This is a genomic window from Zobellia russellii, assembly GCF_044597075.1.
In the GTDB taxonomy this organism is placed as follows: Bacteria; Bacteroidota; Bacteroidia; order Flavobacteriales; family Flavobacteriaceae; genus Zobellia; species Zobellia russellii.
On sequence record NZ_CP139000.1, the window covers coordinates 4073349 to 4089937 of the forward strand.

The window sequence follows — 16589 nt, forward strand, 5'->3', positions numbered from 1 at the left end:
TATTGAAATTGATTCCCAAAACTAACCTAAAGGCAAATTAAATTTAATATTATGGCAGAAAGACTTGTAATCATATCCGACATGTGGGGAGCTAAAAAGGGGCTCTGGATTACTTCATACCTAGGATATCTTCAGCAGTATTTTAATATTACTTTTTATGATTGCCAGCAATTGGGAAATATAGATGTTAAAGTAAACTCAGAGGAGAATATTCATCAAGCTTTCGTTAATGGAGGTATAGAAACGGCAGTAGCACATCTTCTAAAAAAAGAAAAAGAACCGGCACACTACCTTTGTTTTAGTATTGGCGGAGCTATAGCTTGGAAAGCAGCGCTTTCCGGTTTGCCTATGAAATCATTATACGCGGTCTCTTCTACCAGGGTACGCTCGGAAGTAGAAAAACCAGAAGTACCAATGAGACTTTTATTTGGCGATGCCGATGTGTATAGGCCCAAAGCTTCTTGGTACAAAGAAGTTGGAGTAGAAGGAGAGCTTGTAAAAGGGTTTAGCCATAATATGTACACTGATGAAAAGATAATTAAAAAGGTTTGTCTTGACTTGCTGAATACGGCTACGCAGGTTTCAGGAAAAACGAATAAGCAAAAAGTGATATAAAGAGTAAAGAGGTTTTAAACTAACACTCAAGAAAATAAAAAAAAGCGGAATCAAAAATATTTTGATTCCGCTTTTTGTTGCTTTATAACCAGAGGTTTAAGAAACTGCTTTCAGTTTTTTAATGGTCTCGTAAGATAATTTATTTTCGGCGTAAGGCTTGGTAACTTTAAATTCCGTTTCATCGTTACTAGGCATTTCAAACATAGCATCGGTAAAAATAGCCTCGCACAACGATCTAAGACCCCTGGCGCCCAATTTGTACTCAATAGCTTTTTGAACAATGTAATCCAAAGCCTGGTCCGTAATGGAAAAAGTAATATCATCCATAGCGAACAGCTTTTCATACTGTTTGATAATTGCATTTTTGGGTTCTGTAAGAATAGCTCTTAAGGTCTTCTCATCCAACGGATTCATATGTGTAAGTACCGGAAGTCTTCCTATAATCTCAGGAATTAGGCCAAACTCTTTTAAGTCTTTTGGAATTATATATTGAAGAATATTCTCCAAATCCAAGGCATCATCACTTTTAGCTGCGCTATATCCTATGGCCTGCATGTTCAACCTTTTGGTAATGGCGCGTTCAATTCCGTCAAAAGCACCACCAGCTATAAAGAGAATGTTCTCGGTATTTACCTCAATAAACTTTTGGTCCGGATGTTTTCTTCCTCCTTTTGGCGGAACATTTACAACCGTACCTTCAAGTAATTTAAGTAAGCCTTGCTGAACTCCTTCCCCGGATACATCTCGGGTAATGGACGGGTTATCGCTTTTACGCGCTATTTTATCAATTTCATCAATAAAAACAATACCGCGCTCCGCTTTTTCCAAATTGTAATCTGCGGCCTGCAACAATCGGGTAAGGATACTTTCTACATCTTCTCCAACATAACCAGCCTCCGTCAAAACCGTAGCATCTACAATGGCCAAAGGAACATTTAGCATCTTTGCAATGGTCTTTGCGATAAGGGTTTTTCCCGTACCTGTTTGACCCACCATTATAATGTTACTTTTCTGAATCTCTATATCGTCTTCCTTTGACTTGGGCTGCAAAAGCCTTTTGTAGTGATTGTAAACAGCAACGGACATTACTTTTTTGGTACGCTCTTGACCAATAACGTAAGTGTCTAAAAATGATTTAATATCAATAGGTTTCTTCAGGGTAAGTTCTGAAGAAAGGTCATTAGTTTTGGTCTGTCTAGATTCTTCGGTAACAATACCATGGGCTTGCTCTATACATCGATCGCATATGTGTGCATCAAGACCTGCAATCAAAAGATTGGTCTCAGGCTTTTTTCTTCCACAAAACGAACATTCTAAATTTTCTTTAGCCATATTAATGTGTACTTTCTTTGAAAAATAAACGCAAATAAATGCGTTTTGGTTCATCGTTTTGCTCGAAAAACCAATTAGTTATGAGCATTTGGTCGAAATTATTCTTTCCCCCTTACCAAAATTTCATCAATCATACCATAGGACTTAGCTTCCTCGGCTTTCATCCAATAATCACGGTCACTATCTTCGTTAACCTTGTCTATAGTCTGGCCTGAATGCTTGGCTATGATTTCGTATAATTCTGATTTTAGCTTCAAGATTTCACGTGCGGTAATTTCAATATCGCTTGCTTGGCCCTGAGCACCGCCCATAGGTTGGTGAATCATTACTCTAGAGTGGGTTAAACCACTTCGTTTACCTTTTTCGCCTGCACAAAGAAGCACGGCGCCCATTGAGGCGGCCATTCCGGTACAAATGGTGGCAACGTCCGGAGCAATGAACTGCATAGTGTCATAGATTCCTAGGCCGGCATACACGCTTCCACCTGGTGAGTTAATATAAATCTGAATATCTTTTTGTGCATCCGTACTGGCCAAAAACAATAATTGTGCCTGTACAATGTTTGCTACCTGATCATTAATACCGGTTCCCAAGAAGATGATACGGTCCATCATTAATCTTGAAAATACGTCCATGGCAACGGCGTTCATTTGACGTTCTTCAATAATGTTGGGGGTAAGACCAACGGGATACATGCTCGTTAAGATCGAATCGTAATAGGTACTGCTAATACCTTGGTGATTTATAGCGTAGTTCTTGAATTCTTTTCCGTAATCCATATTTTTCTGTTCGATGTTTAAGTACCCTGGGGCATGAAATAAAAAAAAGGTGCCGAAAATCACATTTTCGGCACCGTAAAGATACTTATAATTTTTTGGAAATATTACCCGTATACTTCCTTCACAAAGTTTTCGTAAGTAACTTCTTTGGTCTTAAGGTTTACTTTCTCTTTGTAAAGGGTAAGTAATTTTTGGCTCATTAGTTGTTCGGACAGACGCTTAACTTCGTCTTGGTTGCCCAATACACGAGCAGCTATATTATCCAATTCTTCTTCTTGAGGGTTTAATTGGCCAAATTGTGCCATTTGAGATTTAATGAAACCTTTGGCAAATTCTTTCAACTCGTCAAACTGAAGTTCAATATTGTTATCTTTAATGACCTTGCCTTCAATTAGCTGGTAACGAAGTCCTTTTTCGGATTTTTCATACTCCTCATTGGCTTCTTCTTCCGTTAACGGGTTTTCACCGGTCATCTGAATCCACTTGGTCAAGAACTCTGTTGGAAGTTCAAACTTGGTGTTTTCTATAAAATATTCAGTAATGTCATTCAATAACTTCTGATCGGACTGTTGCTCAAATTGTTTTTCTGAATCGTCCTTGATACGTTGTTTCAAGTCTTTTTCAGATTTAACTTCGCCTTCACCAAAAAGCTTATCAAAAAGCTCTTGATTTAAAGCAGCAGGCTCTCTTTCGTTAATTTCTTCAATGGTAAAGGTAGCTTCAACATCTAAGTCTGCAGCTTTATCTTGAGAAACACCAAAAACACTGGAAAGCAAGTAGTCTTCTTTAAAAAGACCTTTAGATTTTAGTGTAACCACATCACCTACTTTTTTGCCTTTTAAAGCGTCCAAAGCTTTTTTGCTCTTGATTTTGTCAAGTTCTAAAGTGGCTTTATTGTCTATTTCCGCTTCCTCGTTTTTGAAAGTACCGGTTACTTCGTTGTTTTTTTCAACGGCATCTTTGCTGATAAGTTTTCCGTATTGTTTTTGAATACGTTCTACTTGCTCGTTTACCATTTTATCATCGGCAACGATTTTATAGTGGGTGATAGGTTTCTTTGTTTTTAAAGGAACCTCAAACTCAGGAGCCAGACCTAACTCAAATTCAAAAGCCAATTCTTCATTGTCCCAGTCAAAATTATCTTGTTGCTTAGGAAGTGGGTTGCCAAGAACATCTAATTTTTCTTCGGTAAGGTATTTGTTAAGGTTATCTTGAAGAAGTTTGTTTACTTCGTCTACCAAAACGGCCTTTCCGTATTGCTTTTTTATTAGCCCCATTGGTACGTGGCCTTTTCTAAAACCAGGTACATTGGCCTGCTTTCTATAGTCACTTAGAATACTGTCTACCTTTTCTTGGTAATCTTCTTTGGTGATGGCCACTTTAACGACGGCATTTAGATCGTCGATCTGCTCTTTTGTAATATTCATCTAAATCTTCTTTTTTGTTTCCATAAAATGGGATGCAAAAGTACTACAATTAATGTACCCTAGCAAGTTTTTAAATCGTTGAGATTCAAACAATCGTTACGATTTTTTATCCTCTTTCAAAAGAGAAAACAATATAGATTGAAGAAAGGATAATAATAGGCTGAAAATTATGGCCCATAAAATACCGTCTACGTTAAAGCCATCTATGAGATTGTCTGCAAGGAAAATGATTATTGCATTGATTATGAGTAGGAACAGACCTAGCGTTAGTACAGTAACCGGCAGTGTAAGTATCACTAAAATAGGTTTTACTATAAAATTTAAAAGGCTGAGTACGATGGCTACTATAACCGCTGTCATATAGCTATCTACGGAGACGTGTGGTAAAATTTTTGAAAGTATAACTACGGCAAGAGCACTTAGGAGAACACGTAAAATGAGTTTCATAATTGAAAGGTGTTTTTTAGTTAGGGGCAAATAATTATGCCACCCTTAAAGATAAAGAAAAGATTTTGTTGTTTTTAGTATTGCGCACGGTCCTCTCTAGACGTCTTTGTTAAGAAAAATAGTTAAGGCGTGGTTATGATTTTAAGAACCGAATAGATTTTTCAAAAAACTGTTTTGGATTTTCCGCATGTAGCCAATGGCCCGCGTTATCTATGGTTTGTAATTCAGAATTTGGAAAATGCGTTTCAATAACTTCAAGATCACTTTGCATTATATATTCCGACCGGTCTCCGCGAAGAAAAAGGGTTGGGCCGCTATAAGAGTCGGTAGTACCTATGTTCTCGCCAATTTCGTTCATTTTCTCACTTAGGACTTTAAGGTTGAATCTAAAACCTAATTGTCCCTTTTCCACCCAGTAAAGGTTCTTGAGCAAGAATTGTCTTGTTCCAAAATCCGTAATGTATTTCCCGAGTTCGGAATCGGCCTCGTTTCTTGATGAAATGGTGCTTAGGTCTATAGCGTTCAATCCATCAAGAATGGGTTGATGGTGCGGCGGGTAGAATTTAGGCCCAATATCTGCAACAATCATTTTGCTTACGAGATTAGGGTAGTTGCAAGCAAATTGCATAGCGGTCTTACCACCCATGGAATGGCCAATGATCATGGCATTTTCCAATTGATTGGTTTCCATATAGGTTTTGAGGTCTTCGCTAAGAAGGTCGTAATCAAAATCATTGGACCAAAAACTTTTGCCATGGTTCCGCTGATCAATGAGGTGTACCTCAAAACCTTCTTTAGCATACTGGTTGCCTAGTGTTTTCCAGTTATCGGACATTCCTAGGAACCCATGCAGAATCAATAGGGGAGTACCGGTTCCTAATATTTTGGAGTGTAGGGTTTCGGTCATTTTAATTTATTCAGGTACATATTTACAACGTTCTCCAAGCCAAGGTAAAGCGACTCGCAGATTAGGGCATGCCCTATAGAGACTTCCAATAAATGCGGTACATTTTCCTTAAAGTACTTTATATTGTCCAAGCTTAGGTCGTGTCCGGCATTGATGCCTAAGTTACATTGATGTGCAACTTTGGCAGCTTCGGTAAACGGACTCACCCCTTGGCTATGATTTCCTTTGGCGTACTGTTCCGCGTAACTTTCTGTATATAGCTCAATACGGTCTGTACCGGTTTTGGCAGCTCCTTCAACCATTTTGGCATCGGCATCAACAAAAATAGAAGTTCTGATTCCTGCATCCTTAAAAGTTTGGATAACTTCTATTAAAAAAGCTTGGTGCTTAACAGTGTCCCATCCTGCATTAGAGGTAATGGCGTCTACGGCGTCCGGCACAAGTGTAACTTGTGTAGGGCGTACTTCCAAAACTAGATCTACGAATTGTCCAATAGGATTTCCTTCTATGTTATATTCCGTGGTGACCAAGTTTTTTAGGTCTCGGGCATCTTGGTAACGAATGTGTCTTTCGTCAGGCCTAGGGTGTATGGTAATACCCTCGGCGCCAAAAGACTCTATATCCGCTGCGGTTTTTAATAAATCCGGCATATTGCCGCCCCTGGCGTTTCTTAGAGTTGCAATCTTGTTTATGTTTACGCTTAGTTTTGTCATTTACCGATAGAATTAACCATTTGGTACAAAAATACAAATTAGGCATACCTTTTGATATTTTTAATTAGTATTTTGCGTTTAGTAGAAAGAGTTATGCATATTCAAGACCACATAGTAACGAACATTCCGTCCTATAAAATAGGGGATTCACTATTAGAGATAATCACCTTTTTTAAGGATACCACGTACTCGCACGTTGCAGTTACCGAGAACGGGGCTTATCTTGGTGTGTTAAGTGAAAATGACCTAGAAAATTTTGATACCAATAAAAAGGTAGAGCAATATCGTTATGATTTGGAGACCTTTTTTGTTCGGAAAGAAACCAGTTGGTTAGATGTTTTGGAGGTTTTTGCTAGAAATGAGGCCAATCTTGTGCCTATAATTGATGAAAAAGGTAGAATTGATGGTTATTATGACCTTACGGATATAGTAAGCGTTTTTATAGATACCCCATTTTTTACGGAACCAGGTGGTATTATAGTTGTGGCCAAGGGTATTAAGGATTACTCGTTTAGTGAAATTGCACAAATTGTTGAAAGTAATAACACCAAGTTGATAGGTGGCTTTATTACCGATTCTAAGAATGATGTTGTGCAGATAACTATTAAAATTGCCTCTTCAAATTTAAACGACATTCTGCAGACATTCCGCCGTTATAACTACAATGTGTTGTTCGGGAATACAGATGACCAGTTCTTGGAAGATTTAAAGGAACGGTCCGATTATCTGGATAAATATCTCAACGTATAGAATTTCTTGCGATTATCTTTGAAAAGGGTAATTAGTCAAGGGTACAATCCTTATTTTTGTCGCATAAGGTCAAAAAGGCCTTAGTAATAAAGATAAAAATTAAGGGATGAAAGTTGCTATTTACAGTCAAATGTATCAAGAGGACACCTTGCAATATGTAATGGAGTTGCTTGATGAGCTTGAAAAAGCACGTGCCGTAATAGCCATTGAAAAGGAATTTCACGATTTTCTCTCCGAAAAACATGCATCAGATGGGTATCAGGTATTCACGGATACTGAAGGGTTAGACGGTTCTTTTGATATGTTCGTTAGTTTTGGTGGTGACGGTACTATTTTAAGAGCAACTACTTTTGTAAGGGATTTGGGAATACCCATTGTTGGGGTAAACACGGGCCGTCTCGGTTTTCTTTCTACGTTTAGTAAGGAGGAAGTGCGTAAAGTAGTGCAAGAATTTAACAGGGGGGCTTATACTGTTGTAGAACGTAGTTTGGTTGAAGTTGATAATGGGGATGAGATTTCGGAATTGAACGAACTGTATTTTGCTTTAAACGAGATTACGGTAAGTAGAAAGGATACTACTTCTATGATTACGGTTGAAACCTATTTGAACAATGAATACCTTACGTCTTATTGGGCAGATGGACTTATTATTTCTACGCCCACGGGTTCTACAGGGTATTCTTTAAGTTGTGGTGGGCCGGTCATTGAACCCACGGCAAAATCTTTGGTACTTACCCCAATTGCACCGCATAACCTAAATGCTAGGCCGTTGGTTATTTCAGATGATACACAAATAAGGTTAAAGGTTTCGGGAAGGGAAGATAACCATCTTATTTCTCTGGATTCTAGAATAGCATCTGTGGAGAATGGAAAGGAAATTCGTATAAAAAAAGCCGGCTTCACAATTAAAATGATAGAATATACATCGGAGAGCTTTTTAAAAACACTTCGGAATAAACTATTGTGGGGAGAAGATCGGCGTAATTGAATCTTGAGCGGGCAATAAAAAACCGCAAATCCTGTTTATCATGTGAGAACATTAATATAATAGTTGGGTGCAATTGTTATATTCGCAAACTAATACTATTTATGAAGCAATTCATTATCATAGTCTTGCTGTGCACTTTTGGAAGTGTTGGAGCTCAAACCTATGAAGCCGGTATTTTTGCCGGAGGCGCCAATGCCATTGGAGATGTAGGCCGGACTAATTATATTTTACCTTCGGATATTGCCCTTGGGGGTATATTTAAATGGAATATAGCTAAGCGGTATGCATGGCGTGCCAGTGTAATCTACGGTAAATTTACGGCAGATGATACCAAGTCTAACGATCCTTCTAGACAGCAGAGAGGATACGTTATGGATAATTCTTTATTAGAAGCTTCTGCCGGTCTGGAATTTAACTTTGTAGAGTATAACTTGCATAGGTTAGGGCCTGCATTTACGCCATATTTATATACGGGTCTTACCTATTTTAGATATGACTATAACTATTTTGATGCCGGTCAGTTTTTAGATGTCTCTCAAAGAGATGGTTCCTTTGCTATTCCAATGACCGTTGGGGCAAAGATTCGTTTAAACCAGTTCCTTATTTTAGGTGCGGAAATAGGTGCCCGTTATACTTTTACGGACAACCTAGATGGTAGCAATCCAGAAAAACTTAATGTTAGCCGTCAATTGAACGACCTTAGGTTCGGGAACGTTTTTAGTGATGACTGGTACGTGTTCTCTGGTTTTACCTTAACCTATACCTTTGGTAGAAAGCCATGTATGGAGTGTTTTGAATAGTTTAAACTCAGGTAACACGGCATTTTTCCTTTCTTCATTAGGTCTTTACTATGTATAATTCAAATTTATAGGCTATTTTTGCCGTGCGCTCAAAAAAAACATCATTTTGTGAACTGGAAAATGAAATTTACTCCAGATAAATGAATGTGTATTAGAGTGGTATGATCAATTCCTTATGGTTAATCTAGAAGAATTAGACGAAAACAAAATGCCTAGCCACCTCGCCATAATTATGGACGGAAATGGTAGATGGGCTAAAAAACAAGGTAAACTTCGTGTGTTTGGGCATGAAAATGGAGTTAAGACGGTGCGTGCCACAGTTGAAAACTGTGTTAAACTAAAGCTTAAGTACCTAACCTTGTATACCTTTTCTACGGAGAATTGGAAAAGACCCAAGATTGAAATTGATACTTTAATGAAACTTTTAGTGTCTTCCCTAAAGAAAGAATTAAAGACTTTTTCCGAGAACAACATTAGATTAAATGCTATTGGAGATATTGAGTCTTTACCTAAAAAAGCCAATAAGGAGCTAAAAGAGGTCATGGAAAAAACGAGGGGAAATACAGGAATGACCCTTACTTTGGCTTTAAGTTATGGTGCACGGGAAGAGCTGAAAAGTGCAGTAAAACAAATAAGTGCCAAAGTTAAAAATAATATAATTTCAATTGAAAACATTGACGAAACCATTATTAATAACCATCTTTACACGCATGATTTGCCAGATGTAGATTTGCTTATCCGTACTAGTGGTGAGCATCGTATCAGCAATTTTTTGTTGTGGCAAATCGCCTATGCGGAATTATATTTCGTAGATGTATTTTGGCCCGATTTTAGTAGTCAACATTTGGCAGAAGCCATAAAAAGTTATCAGAACAGAGAACGAAGATTTGGAAAAACCAGCGAACAACTCAATTAGCGATATGAAAAGGTTCATATCCTTCGAACCTTTTATTACACTCCTATTAATTTTTGCAACCACATTTTGCGCCGCACAAGAGCTTTCTTTTGAGGACGGTAAAAAATACATTTTAGGTGGGTTAGAGGTTACTGGGCTGCAAAGTTATAACGAGCAGACCGTAAAAACGTACACCGGCTTACGTGTGGGGCAACCTATTACGCTTCCAGGAGAGGAAATTAGCGGAATCATCAATAAACTCTGGGGCCTTGAGCTTTTTAAAAATATCGATTTCTATATAACTAATATAGAAGGGGATAAGGTTTTTCTTGAATTGAACATTATTGAGAGACCAACTCTTTCAGGGGTTACTATAAATGGTGTTAAACCTAGAAAGGTTGATGATCTTCTTAAGGATACCGATCTAAAAAAGGGTAAGAAAATTACCGAAAGTTTAATTGCCAACACCAAGAATTACCTTGATAATAAGTATAAAAAACAAGGTTTTCTGAATGCCAAAACTTCCATTATTGTTGCAAAGGATACTTCTGAGACCAATGCCCAGAAAATGGTCATCAATATCAATAAGGGAGATAAGGTAAAAATCAAAAAAATGATTTTTGAGGGTAACGAGCAGTTGTCCGATAAAAAACTTAAAGGTGCTTTTAAGAAAACAAAAGAAAAACGTTTCTGGCGTTTCTGGAAGAAATCCAAATTTATAGAAGAGGATTATGAGAATGATTTGGAACTATTGTCCGATAAGTACGCAGAGAACGGTTATCGTGATGCCCGTATCATTTCCGACTCTTTAATCAAAGTAGATGAAAACAATATCATCTTAAAATATCAAATAGAAGAAGGTAACAAATATTACTTTGGAGATATTGATTTTGTGGGTAACAGTGTGTATACAGACCGTCAATTGGCCGCGGTTTTAGGTATCAAAAAAGGAGATACTTACAATGGGGTTTTATTAAGGGAACGTATTGCAGATGATTCTAAACCGGAACCTAATGATGTAACCAGTTTGTACCAGAATAACGGGTATTTATTTTCAAGTATTAATCCGGTGGAGGTTTCTGCGGAGAATGATACCATTAATTTTGAAATACGTGTTATAGAAGGTAAAGAGACCTTTCTTAACCATATAGATGTGGTTGGTAACGATCGTACAAACGATCATGTAATCTATCGTGAATTAAGAACGCGTCCCGGTCAGAAATACAATAAAAGTGATATTATCCGTACCATTCGTGAGCTTCAACAGCTAGGTTATTTTGATGCGGAACAAATTAAGCCGGATATTCTTAACCCTAATCCAAACGAGGGTACGGTAGATATTAAGTACAACTTGGTAGAATCCGGTTCCAGTCAGATAGAATTACAAGGTGGTTACGGCGGCGGTGGCTTTATTGGTACATTGGGGCTTTCCTTTAATAACTTTTCTATAAAAAATATATTTAAGGGCGAGGAGTATAAACCGGTTCCTATGGGAGACGGACAGACTTTTGCCATGCGGGTACAGGCCAGTAGAACCTTTAGGGTGTACAGTCTAAACTTTGCGGAGCCTTGGTTAGGAGGTAGAAAACCCGTTCAATTTAGTTTAAACCTTTCTAGAACGCAGCAATTTGGGGTAGATTACAATAATTCCTCCAGGAGTAGAATAGAGGTTGATAAAGATCGTGGTTTTGCTATAACGGGTATATCTGCAGGTTTGGCTAAGCGTGTGCAATGGCCTGATGATTATTTTACAATATCTCACTCGTTAAGTTACCAATTGTATGAATTCAATAACTATGATATAGGATTGTTCAATTTTGGAAACGGAAAATCCAACTCTTTTGCCTATACTTTGGGAATTTCAAGAAATGCCACCGCTGGTGGACGTATTTTCCCAAGAGGAGGTTCTAATTTTGAAGTAACGGCCAAATTTACACCTCCTTACTCCCTCTTTAGCAATAAAGACTTTGAGTCCTTACGTGATCGTAGTGAAGAGTTGTCCCAATTAGAAGCTGATCGTAGACTTCTGGGCCAAACCTTAACAGCTTCGGAAAATGCAGAGTTAGAGGATATCGATCAACAACGTTTTAGATGGTTAGAGTACTATAAAGTAAAGTTTAAAGGAGACTGGTATACAACTTTGGTAGGTGATTTGGTTATGCGTACCAATGCAGAGTTCGGTTTCTTGGGCAACTATAACAATGATGTAGGAGATGTTCCTTTTGAGCGTTTCTTTGTAGGTGGTGATGGTCTTGGTAACTTTACTTTAGATGGAAGGGATGTAGTACAGTTAAGAGGGTATGAGAACCAATCCTTAACGCCTATAGACCCTCTTACAGGCCAGCAAGAAGGTGGTTTGGTTTACAATAAATTCTCTCTAGAACTACGTTATCCGTTAACTTTAAAACCTTCAGCTTCCATTTATATGCTTGCATTTATGGAAGGAGGTAACGCCTTCAACAATTTTCAGGAATTTAATCCGTTTCAAATAAAACGATCGGCCGGAGTGGGGCTGCGCATTTTCATGCCGGCATTCGGGTTGTTAGGTATTGATTTTGGTTACGGGTTTGACGAAGACCTTAGACCACAGTCTATCGGAAACGGACCTAGTGGACTTCAAACACACTTCATTATCGGCCAGCAGTTTTAATTTAAAGAATCGGTCACTATGCTAAACCACTCATTTTAAAAGTTTTAGTAATTTTGGCACGATATTTTCTATTGGATAAAACGATAAAGAAATGAAAACAAAATCAAACGTTCTTTTTGTATTGGTGCTAACCTTGTGTTCTGCCTATACTTTTGCTCAGCGTGGTGTACGTATTGCTTACGTAGATATGGAATATATCTTGGAGAACGTAGAGGAGTACAGAGATGCAAATAAGCAATTAGCGGATAAGGTCCAGAAATGGAAGATAGATATAGAGCAAAAGCAAAGTCAGTTAGAGGCGGTAAAAAAAGACCTAATGGCGGAAAGGGTGCTCTTAACAGATGAGTTAATTGCAGAACGTGAAGAAGATATCCAGATTCTTGAAAAAGAGATGGTAGAGTATCAGCAAGACCGTTTTGGCCCTCAGGGCGACTTGGTTTTGCAAAAAAGACGCTTGATCCAGCCTATACAAGATCAGGTTTTTAATGAAGTACAGAAAATAGGTGCCAACAAGAAGTATGATTTTATTTTTGATAAATCTGCCGATGTGGTTATGTTGTACTCAGAAAATAGGCATGATATTAGTGATTTGGTGCTAAGAGGCATTTCTAGAACACGTAAGATAAGTAAGCCCAAAAAGGATAGTAGAAGTAAGTTTGATGACGAAGAGGCCGAAGAAGAGATGAGCGATGCGCTTAAAGAGCGAAAAGAAAATGCCGAAAAGGCGCAACAAGAAAGAGAGAAAACAGCAGAAGAGAAACGTGCAGAGCAGTTAAAGCTAAGAGAAGAGCGTAAAAAAGCGTATGAAGCACGCAGAAAAAAGTTGTTAGAAGAACGGGAAGCAAAGAGAAAAGAAAAGTTAGAAGAACGCCAAGGAGGCGGGCAAGATGACGAAGAAACTGAAGAGTAAGACGGTTTACTGAACAAAGTCTCGCAATCATCTGCTAAATAGACATAATTTTAATACATTGCGGCGATTTGCTTAGCAAATGTGAAACGAGAAATATACATTAACCAGAAATTAACACTCAATTATTTTAACTAGAATTATCATGAAACACTTAAAGAAAATAGCAGTAGCCTTAGTATTGTTTGTAGCCACTACAAGTTTTGTTAACGCACAGAGCAAAGTAGCACATATTGATGTTACCCAATTATTAAGTGCAATGCCGGAGATGAAAAGTGCAGAAGCAGAGCTTAAAAAATTGTCTGAGACTTATAATGCGGATATAGAAAGTTCAATGACCGAGTTTCAGAACAAAGCTACTTTGTACCAAAATGAGGCGCCTTCTAAATCAAAAGAAGAGAACGAAAAAAGAGCAATAGAGCTTCAAGGAGTTCAAAAGAATATTGGTGAAGCGCAACAAGCTGCACAGAGAGAACTTCAAAAGAAGCAAGGAGAACTTTTTGCTCCTATCTCGGATAAAGCTAAAGCTGCAATTGAAAAAGTAGCTGCCGCTCAAGGTTTTGATTACGTAATTGATGCACAAGCCGGTGGAGGTTTGATCGTAGCTAAGGGTAAAGACCTTTTGGCAGACGTAAAGAAAGAGTTGGGTATATAATATATCAAAACACTCAAACAAAAAATGCCCGCTGTTACAGTGGGCATTTTTTGTTTAATACTTATTCTTTTTGTGTTAGAAGAGTTTTCTTTTAATATTTCGCCAGCGTAATCTTCTAATGAATTCGCCCTCGGTTTTAGAGACTAGAAACTGTTTCTTTTCTTTTTGAGCTTCAAAAAATCCATACATGTTATCTGCAAAGGCTTTTGGTTTTCTTTGCTTTACAGCCATTTTTAATGAGGCGATTATGGTAATGACCAAACCATATCTCATGGTGTACATGGCTTTTCCTTGTAGAAGTTTGGCCTTGGGGTTATAGGCATTCCCGGTAGGTCTTAGATGTTTTACCTTTAGGCCGTCGTCCGTGTAGATTTCATGTCCATGATATTGGGCAAGCAATTCATCAATGGTATCCCATCCCATAGCGTTCCTTAAACCTCCAATGGCTTTAAAGCATTTTTTAGTATAGGCTTTAAATGCCCCCCTTACGTGGTTTTTATCCATGGGGTGGTTTAGCTTCCACTGCCCGTTTTCGGTCTGTTCGTAAATGAAACCTCCGGCAATGCCCACTTTAGGTTGTCCTCTAAAGATATAGACTATTTTTTCAAAATAGTTATCGGGTAGGATGATATCGGCATCTAGTTTTACGATAAAGTCATAATCGTTATCAAGTATTTCTAAACCTTTATTGAACGCGTTTACAACTTTGCTGCCTGGCATATGTTCCGTAGAGGATACGGTGTTTAATTTTGTAAAAATAGGACTCAGGCTTAAGAACTGGTCAATAATGGCCTCTGTATTGTCTGTAGAATTATCGTTCACTACAACGACTCTTTTGGGCTGCAGCGACTGTCTTAGGATGGAATTCAAGGTGTCCGCTAAGAAGCCTTCTTCATTATGTGCGGGAACAATTACATAGTAGTGCATGGCCATAAAACATTAATGGGTCAGAAGCTATGAATTTGAATTGAGATTAGAAGCCTAATTTATCTGTTTTTTTCCGCGTAAACAATATAATAGCGCGGTGTAAAACTGCGTAATAACGGGCGTAAACCTATTTTTTTAACAGGGTTGGTCCATTTTTCCCTATCCTTTATTTCCCAGCCGGCTTTTTCTAAAAGCCAGTCAAATTGCCAATCTTCAAATTCATGATAATGTCTGTCCCAAGGGTCTGTTTTACTGCGGTAAGCAGGAGAAAACCATAGTTTTAGGGGAATGCTGGCCACCAATTTGTTCGCCTTAATTTCTCTAAGGGGATTAAAAGGTGCCAATAAATGCTCAAAAATTTCAAAGGCCGTAACCACGTCTGCATTTGAACTGACCAATGAGGAATAGTCAATATCCAAGTCTTCACCTTTGGTATTTTCAACAGAGTAACCTTCCTCTTTCATTATTTTTGAAAACGGATTGGCCACGCCAAGGTCCAAAATAGTTTCTTCTGGAGTTACATGTTTCTTTAGGAAATCTAGGGTATGCTGAAAACGTTTACTCGGATAGGTCTTCTCGTACATTTGAACAGGTTGCAAGTTTCATGGTTTGCGTTTCTACCGGTTCAATCATATCCGGTAGACTACGGCATTGATATTCATGCCTGCGCCAACACTGGCAAAGATAATAACATCTCCCTTTTGAACCTCTTGATTTTCTATTTTTCCGTTGCGTACCAAATCGTACAGGGTAGGCACTGTTGCTACGGAACTGTTGCCTAGTTTTCCTATACTCATAGGCATAATATTTTCGGGCACCTCGCGGTTGTAAAGTCCGTAGAACCGCTTTATAATGGCTTCGTCCATTTTTTCATTGGCCTGATGTATGAATATTTTATTAAGGTCGTCTATGGCAACACCACTTTCGTCCAAACAGTCTTTCATTGCTTGGGGTACATGGGTTACGGCAAATTCGTAAATTCTACGGCCAAACATTTTTATGTATTTTGTATCGTCCTTTAGTTTGTTGTACGATTCTCCAAAGAATAAAAAATAAGCTTCCTCTTGGGTGTATGATGCACTGGCATGTGCCAGTATTCCTCCGGATTCCTCTGTTTTTTCTATAATAGTAGCTCCCGCTCCATCGGAATAAATCATAGAGTCCCTGTCATGTGGGTCTATTATACGAGATAGGGTTTCAGCACCAATAACCAAACATTTTTTGGCAATACCACTTTTAATGAATGCGTTGGCCTGAATAACACCCTGTATCCATCCTGGGCAACCAAAAATAAGATCATAAGCAACACAAGAAGGGTTTTTAATACGTAAATGCTGCTTTACCCGTGTTGCTAAACTGGGCAACATATCACTTTGTACATTGTTGGGTGAGACGTCTCCAAAATTATGGGCAAAGATGATATAGTCTAATGTTTCTTTGTCTATTCCTGAATTGGTAATTGCCTTTTCAGCAGCAAGAAAACCAATGTCTGAGGCATTTAGATTGTTTTCGGCATAGCGTCTTTCTTTTATTCCGGTGATACCTTTAAATTTTTGAATAATAACGGCATTGTCATGCGCAAAAGGGGAGCCATCCGAGTTTAAAAAATTATGACCTTCAAAGTTATCGTTAGGTACTACCAACGAGGGTATATAACTTCCTGTTCCTGTAATCTCAATCGCCATAATGCAAATTATTTTATCACCTAACAAGGTACGGAAGAACGGCTTCATTATTATGCATGCATAATAATTATTACGATGTTCAAGACGTTTTTAAGAATGTACGTAGAAAAGG

The 16589-nt window shown here is 38.2% G+C and carries 17 protein-coding genes; 8 read left to right on the top strand and 9 right to left on the bottom strand.

Annotated elements, in window-relative coordinates; genetic code table 11:
• Positions 1–51 precede the first annotated feature (51 nt).
• Complete coding sequence (locus tag SJY45_RS16605; protein WP_400072183.1) at positions 52–615, top strand: hypothetical protein; 564 nt, start codon at positions 52–54, stop codon at positions 613–615.
• Positions 616–711: 96 nt separating this feature from the next.
• Here the strand turns inward: SJY45_RS16605 and clpX are convergent, their stop codons facing one another.
• The 6 genes from clpX to SJY45_RS16635 all read right to left on the bottom strand — a co-directional run bounded on the left by clpX (position 712) and on the right by SJY45_RS16635 (position 6220).
• Complete coding sequence (clpX, locus tag SJY45_RS16610; protein WP_215438457.1) at positions 712–1947, bottom strand: ATP-dependent Clp protease ATP-binding subunit ClpX; 1236 nt, start codon at positions 1945–1947, stop codon at positions 712–714.
• Between the two features lie 98 nt (positions 1948–2045).
• Complete coding sequence (gene clpP, locus SJY45_RS16615; RefSeq protein ID WP_215438456.1) at positions 2046–2726, bottom strand: ATP-dependent Clp endopeptidase proteolytic subunit ClpP; 681 nt, start codon at positions 2724–2726, stop codon at positions 2046–2048.
• 104 nt (positions 2727–2830) lie between these two features.
• Positions 2831–4153, bottom strand: coding sequence for a trigger factor (tig, locus tag SJY45_RS16620; RefSeq protein ID WP_289061586.1), 1323 nt, complete (start codon positions 4151–4153; stop codon positions 2831–2833).
• A gap of 96 nt (positions 4154–4249) precedes the next feature.
• Complete coding sequence (locus tag SJY45_RS16625; protein ID WP_215438454.1) at positions 4250–4600, bottom strand: phage holin family protein; 351 nt, start codon at positions 4598–4600, stop codon at positions 4250–4252.
• 133 nt (positions 4601–4733) lie between these two features.
• A complete protein-coding gene (locus tag SJY45_RS16630; RefSeq protein WP_400072186.1) occupies positions 4734–5507 on the bottom strand; it encodes an alpha/beta fold hydrolase in 774 nt (257 codons plus the stop codon).
• Positions 5504–6220 carry a pyridoxine 5'-phosphate synthase gene (locus SJY45_RS16635; RefSeq protein ID WP_400072188.1) on the bottom strand — a complete coding sequence of 239 codons (717 nt, stop codon included), beginning with the start codon at positions 6218–6220 and terminating at the stop codon, positions 5504–5506. The genes SJY45_RS16630 and SJY45_RS16635 overlap by 4 nt, the downstream gene beginning before the upstream one ends.
• A 72-nt stretch (positions 6221–6292) precedes the next feature.
• On the opposite strand from SJY45_RS16635, the gene SJY45_RS16640 reads away from it, so the two are divergent.
• From SJY45_RS16640 to SJY45_RS16670, 7 genes are all read left to right on the top strand, one after another.
• Entirely contained in the window at positions 6293–6970 is a 678-nt protein-coding gene (locus tag SJY45_RS16640; protein WP_317195431.1) for a CBS domain-containing protein, read from the top strand.
• A gap of 106 nt (positions 6971–7076) precedes the next feature.
• Complete coding sequence (locus tag SJY45_RS16645) at positions 7077–7958, top strand: NAD kinase (RefSeq protein WP_400072190.1); 882 nt, start codon at positions 7077–7079, stop codon at positions 7956–7958.
• Positions 7959–8059: 101 nt separating this feature from the next.
• Complete coding sequence (locus SJY45_RS16650) at positions 8060–8758, top strand: DUF6089 family protein (RefSeq protein ID WP_215438450.1); 699 nt, start codon at positions 8060–8062, stop codon at positions 8756–8758.
• A 175-nt stretch (positions 8759–8933) separates the two neighbouring features.
• A complete protein-coding gene (locus SJY45_RS16655) occupies positions 8934–9674 on the top strand; it encodes an isoprenyl transferase (protein WP_303405247.1) in 741 nt (246 codons plus the stop codon).
• A 4-nt stretch (positions 9675–9678) separates the two neighbouring features.
• The gene (locus SJY45_RS16660; protein ID WP_289061595.1) at positions 9679–12303 is read left to right on the top strand and encodes an outer membrane protein assembly factor; all 2625 of its coding nucleotides are present in this window, start codon (positions 9679–9681) and stop codon (positions 12301–12303) included.
• 91 nt (positions 12304–12394) lie between these two features.
• Complete coding sequence (locus tag SJY45_RS16665) at positions 12395–13213, top strand: OmpH family outer membrane protein (protein WP_215438447.1); 819 nt, start codon at positions 12395–12397, stop codon at positions 13211–13213.
• Between the two features lie 142 nt (positions 13214–13355).
• The gene (locus tag SJY45_RS16670; protein WP_215438446.1) at positions 13356–13865 is read left to right on the top strand and encodes an OmpH family outer membrane protein; all 510 of its coding nucleotides are present in this window, start codon (positions 13356–13358) and stop codon (positions 13863–13865) included.
• Positions 13866–13940: 75 nt separating this feature from the next.
• Here SJY45_RS16670 and SJY45_RS16675 read toward each other — a convergent pair whose 3' ends face one another.
• Genes SJY45_RS16675 through SJY45_RS16685 form a run of 3 tightly spaced genes read right to left on the bottom strand, consistent with a single transcriptional unit; the run spans position 13941 to position 16477 of the window.
• Positions 13941–14792, bottom strand: coding sequence for a glycosyltransferase (locus SJY45_RS16675; RefSeq protein WP_400074368.1), 852 nt, complete (start codon positions 14790–14792; stop codon positions 13941–13943).
• A 59-nt stretch (positions 14793–14851) separates the two neighbouring features.
• A complete protein-coding gene (locus SJY45_RS16680; protein ID WP_400072194.1) occupies positions 14852–15376 on the bottom strand; it encodes a methyltransferase in 525 nt (174 codons plus the stop codon).
• 45 nt (positions 15377–15421) lie between these two features.
• Positions 15422–16477 carry a 3-oxoacyl-ACP synthase III family protein gene (locus SJY45_RS16685; protein ID WP_400072196.1) on the bottom strand — a complete coding sequence of 352 codons (1056 nt, stop codon included), beginning with the start codon at positions 16475–16477 and terminating at the stop codon, positions 15422–15424.
• Positions 16478–16589: the final 112 nt, after the last annotated feature.

Excerpts from the sequence above, each read along its gene's own strand:
- SJY45_RS16665 (WP_215438447.1), top strand. The coding sequence starts at position 12,395 with ATGAAAACAAAATCAAACGTTCTTTTTGTATTGGTGCTAACCTTGTGT.
- clpX (WP_215438457.1), bottom strand. The coding sequence starts at position 1,947 with ATGGCTAAAGAAAATTTAGAATGTTCGTTTTGTGGAAGAAAAAAGCCT.
- SJY45_RS16645 (WP_400072190.1), top strand. The coding sequence starts at position 7,077 with ATGAAAGTTGCTATTTACAGTCAAATGTATCAAGAGGACACCTTGCAA.
- SJY45_RS16670 (WP_215438446.1), top strand. The coding sequence starts at position 13,356 with ATGAAACACTTAAAGAAAATAGCAGTAGCCTTAGTATTGTTTGTAGCC.
- SJY45_RS16605 (WP_400072183.1), top strand. The coding sequence starts at position 52 with ATGGCAGAAAGACTTGTAATCATATCCGACATGTGGGGAGCTAAAAAG.
- SJY45_RS16625 (WP_215438454.1), bottom strand. The coding sequence starts at position 4,600 with ATGAAACTCATTTTACGTGTTCTCCTAAGTGCTCTTGCCGTAGTTATA.
- SJY45_RS16660 (WP_289061595.1), top strand. The coding sequence starts at position 9,679 with ATGAAAAGGTTCATATCCTTCGAACCTTTTATTACACTCCTATTAATT.
- SJY45_RS16650 (WP_215438450.1), top strand. The coding sequence starts at position 8,060 with ATGAAGCAATTCATTATCATAGTCTTGCTGTGCACTTTTGGAAGTGTT.
- SJY45_RS16635 (WP_400072188.1), bottom strand. The coding sequence starts at position 6,220 with ATGACAAAACTAAGCGTAAACATAAACAAGATTGCAACTCTAAGAAAC.
- SJY45_RS16630 (WP_400072186.1), bottom strand. The coding sequence starts at position 5,507 with ATGACCGAAACCCTACACTCCAAAATATTAGGAACCGGTACTCCCCTA.
- tig (WP_289061586.1), bottom strand. The coding sequence starts at position 4,153 with ATGAATATTACAAAAGAGCAGATCGACGATCTAAATGCCGTCGTTAAA.
- SJY45_RS16675 (WP_400074368.1), bottom strand. The coding sequence starts at position 14,792 with ATGCACTACTATGTAATTGTTCCCGCACATAATGAAGAAGGCTTCTTA.
- SJY45_RS16655 (WP_303405247.1), top strand. The coding sequence starts at position 8,934 with ATGGTTAATCTAGAAGAATTAGACGAAAACAAAATGCCTAGCCACCTC.
- SJY45_RS16685 (WP_400072196.1), bottom strand. The coding sequence starts at position 16,477 with ATGGCGATTGAGATTACAGGAACAGGAAGTTATATACCCTCGTTGGTA.
- clpP (WP_215438456.1), bottom strand. The coding sequence starts at position 2,726 with ATGGATTACGGAAAAGAATTCAAGAACTACGCTATAAATCACCAAGGT.
- SJY45_RS16680 (WP_400072194.1), bottom strand. The coding sequence starts at position 15,376 with ATGTACGAGAAGACCTATCCGAGTAAACGTTTTCAGCATACCCTAGAT.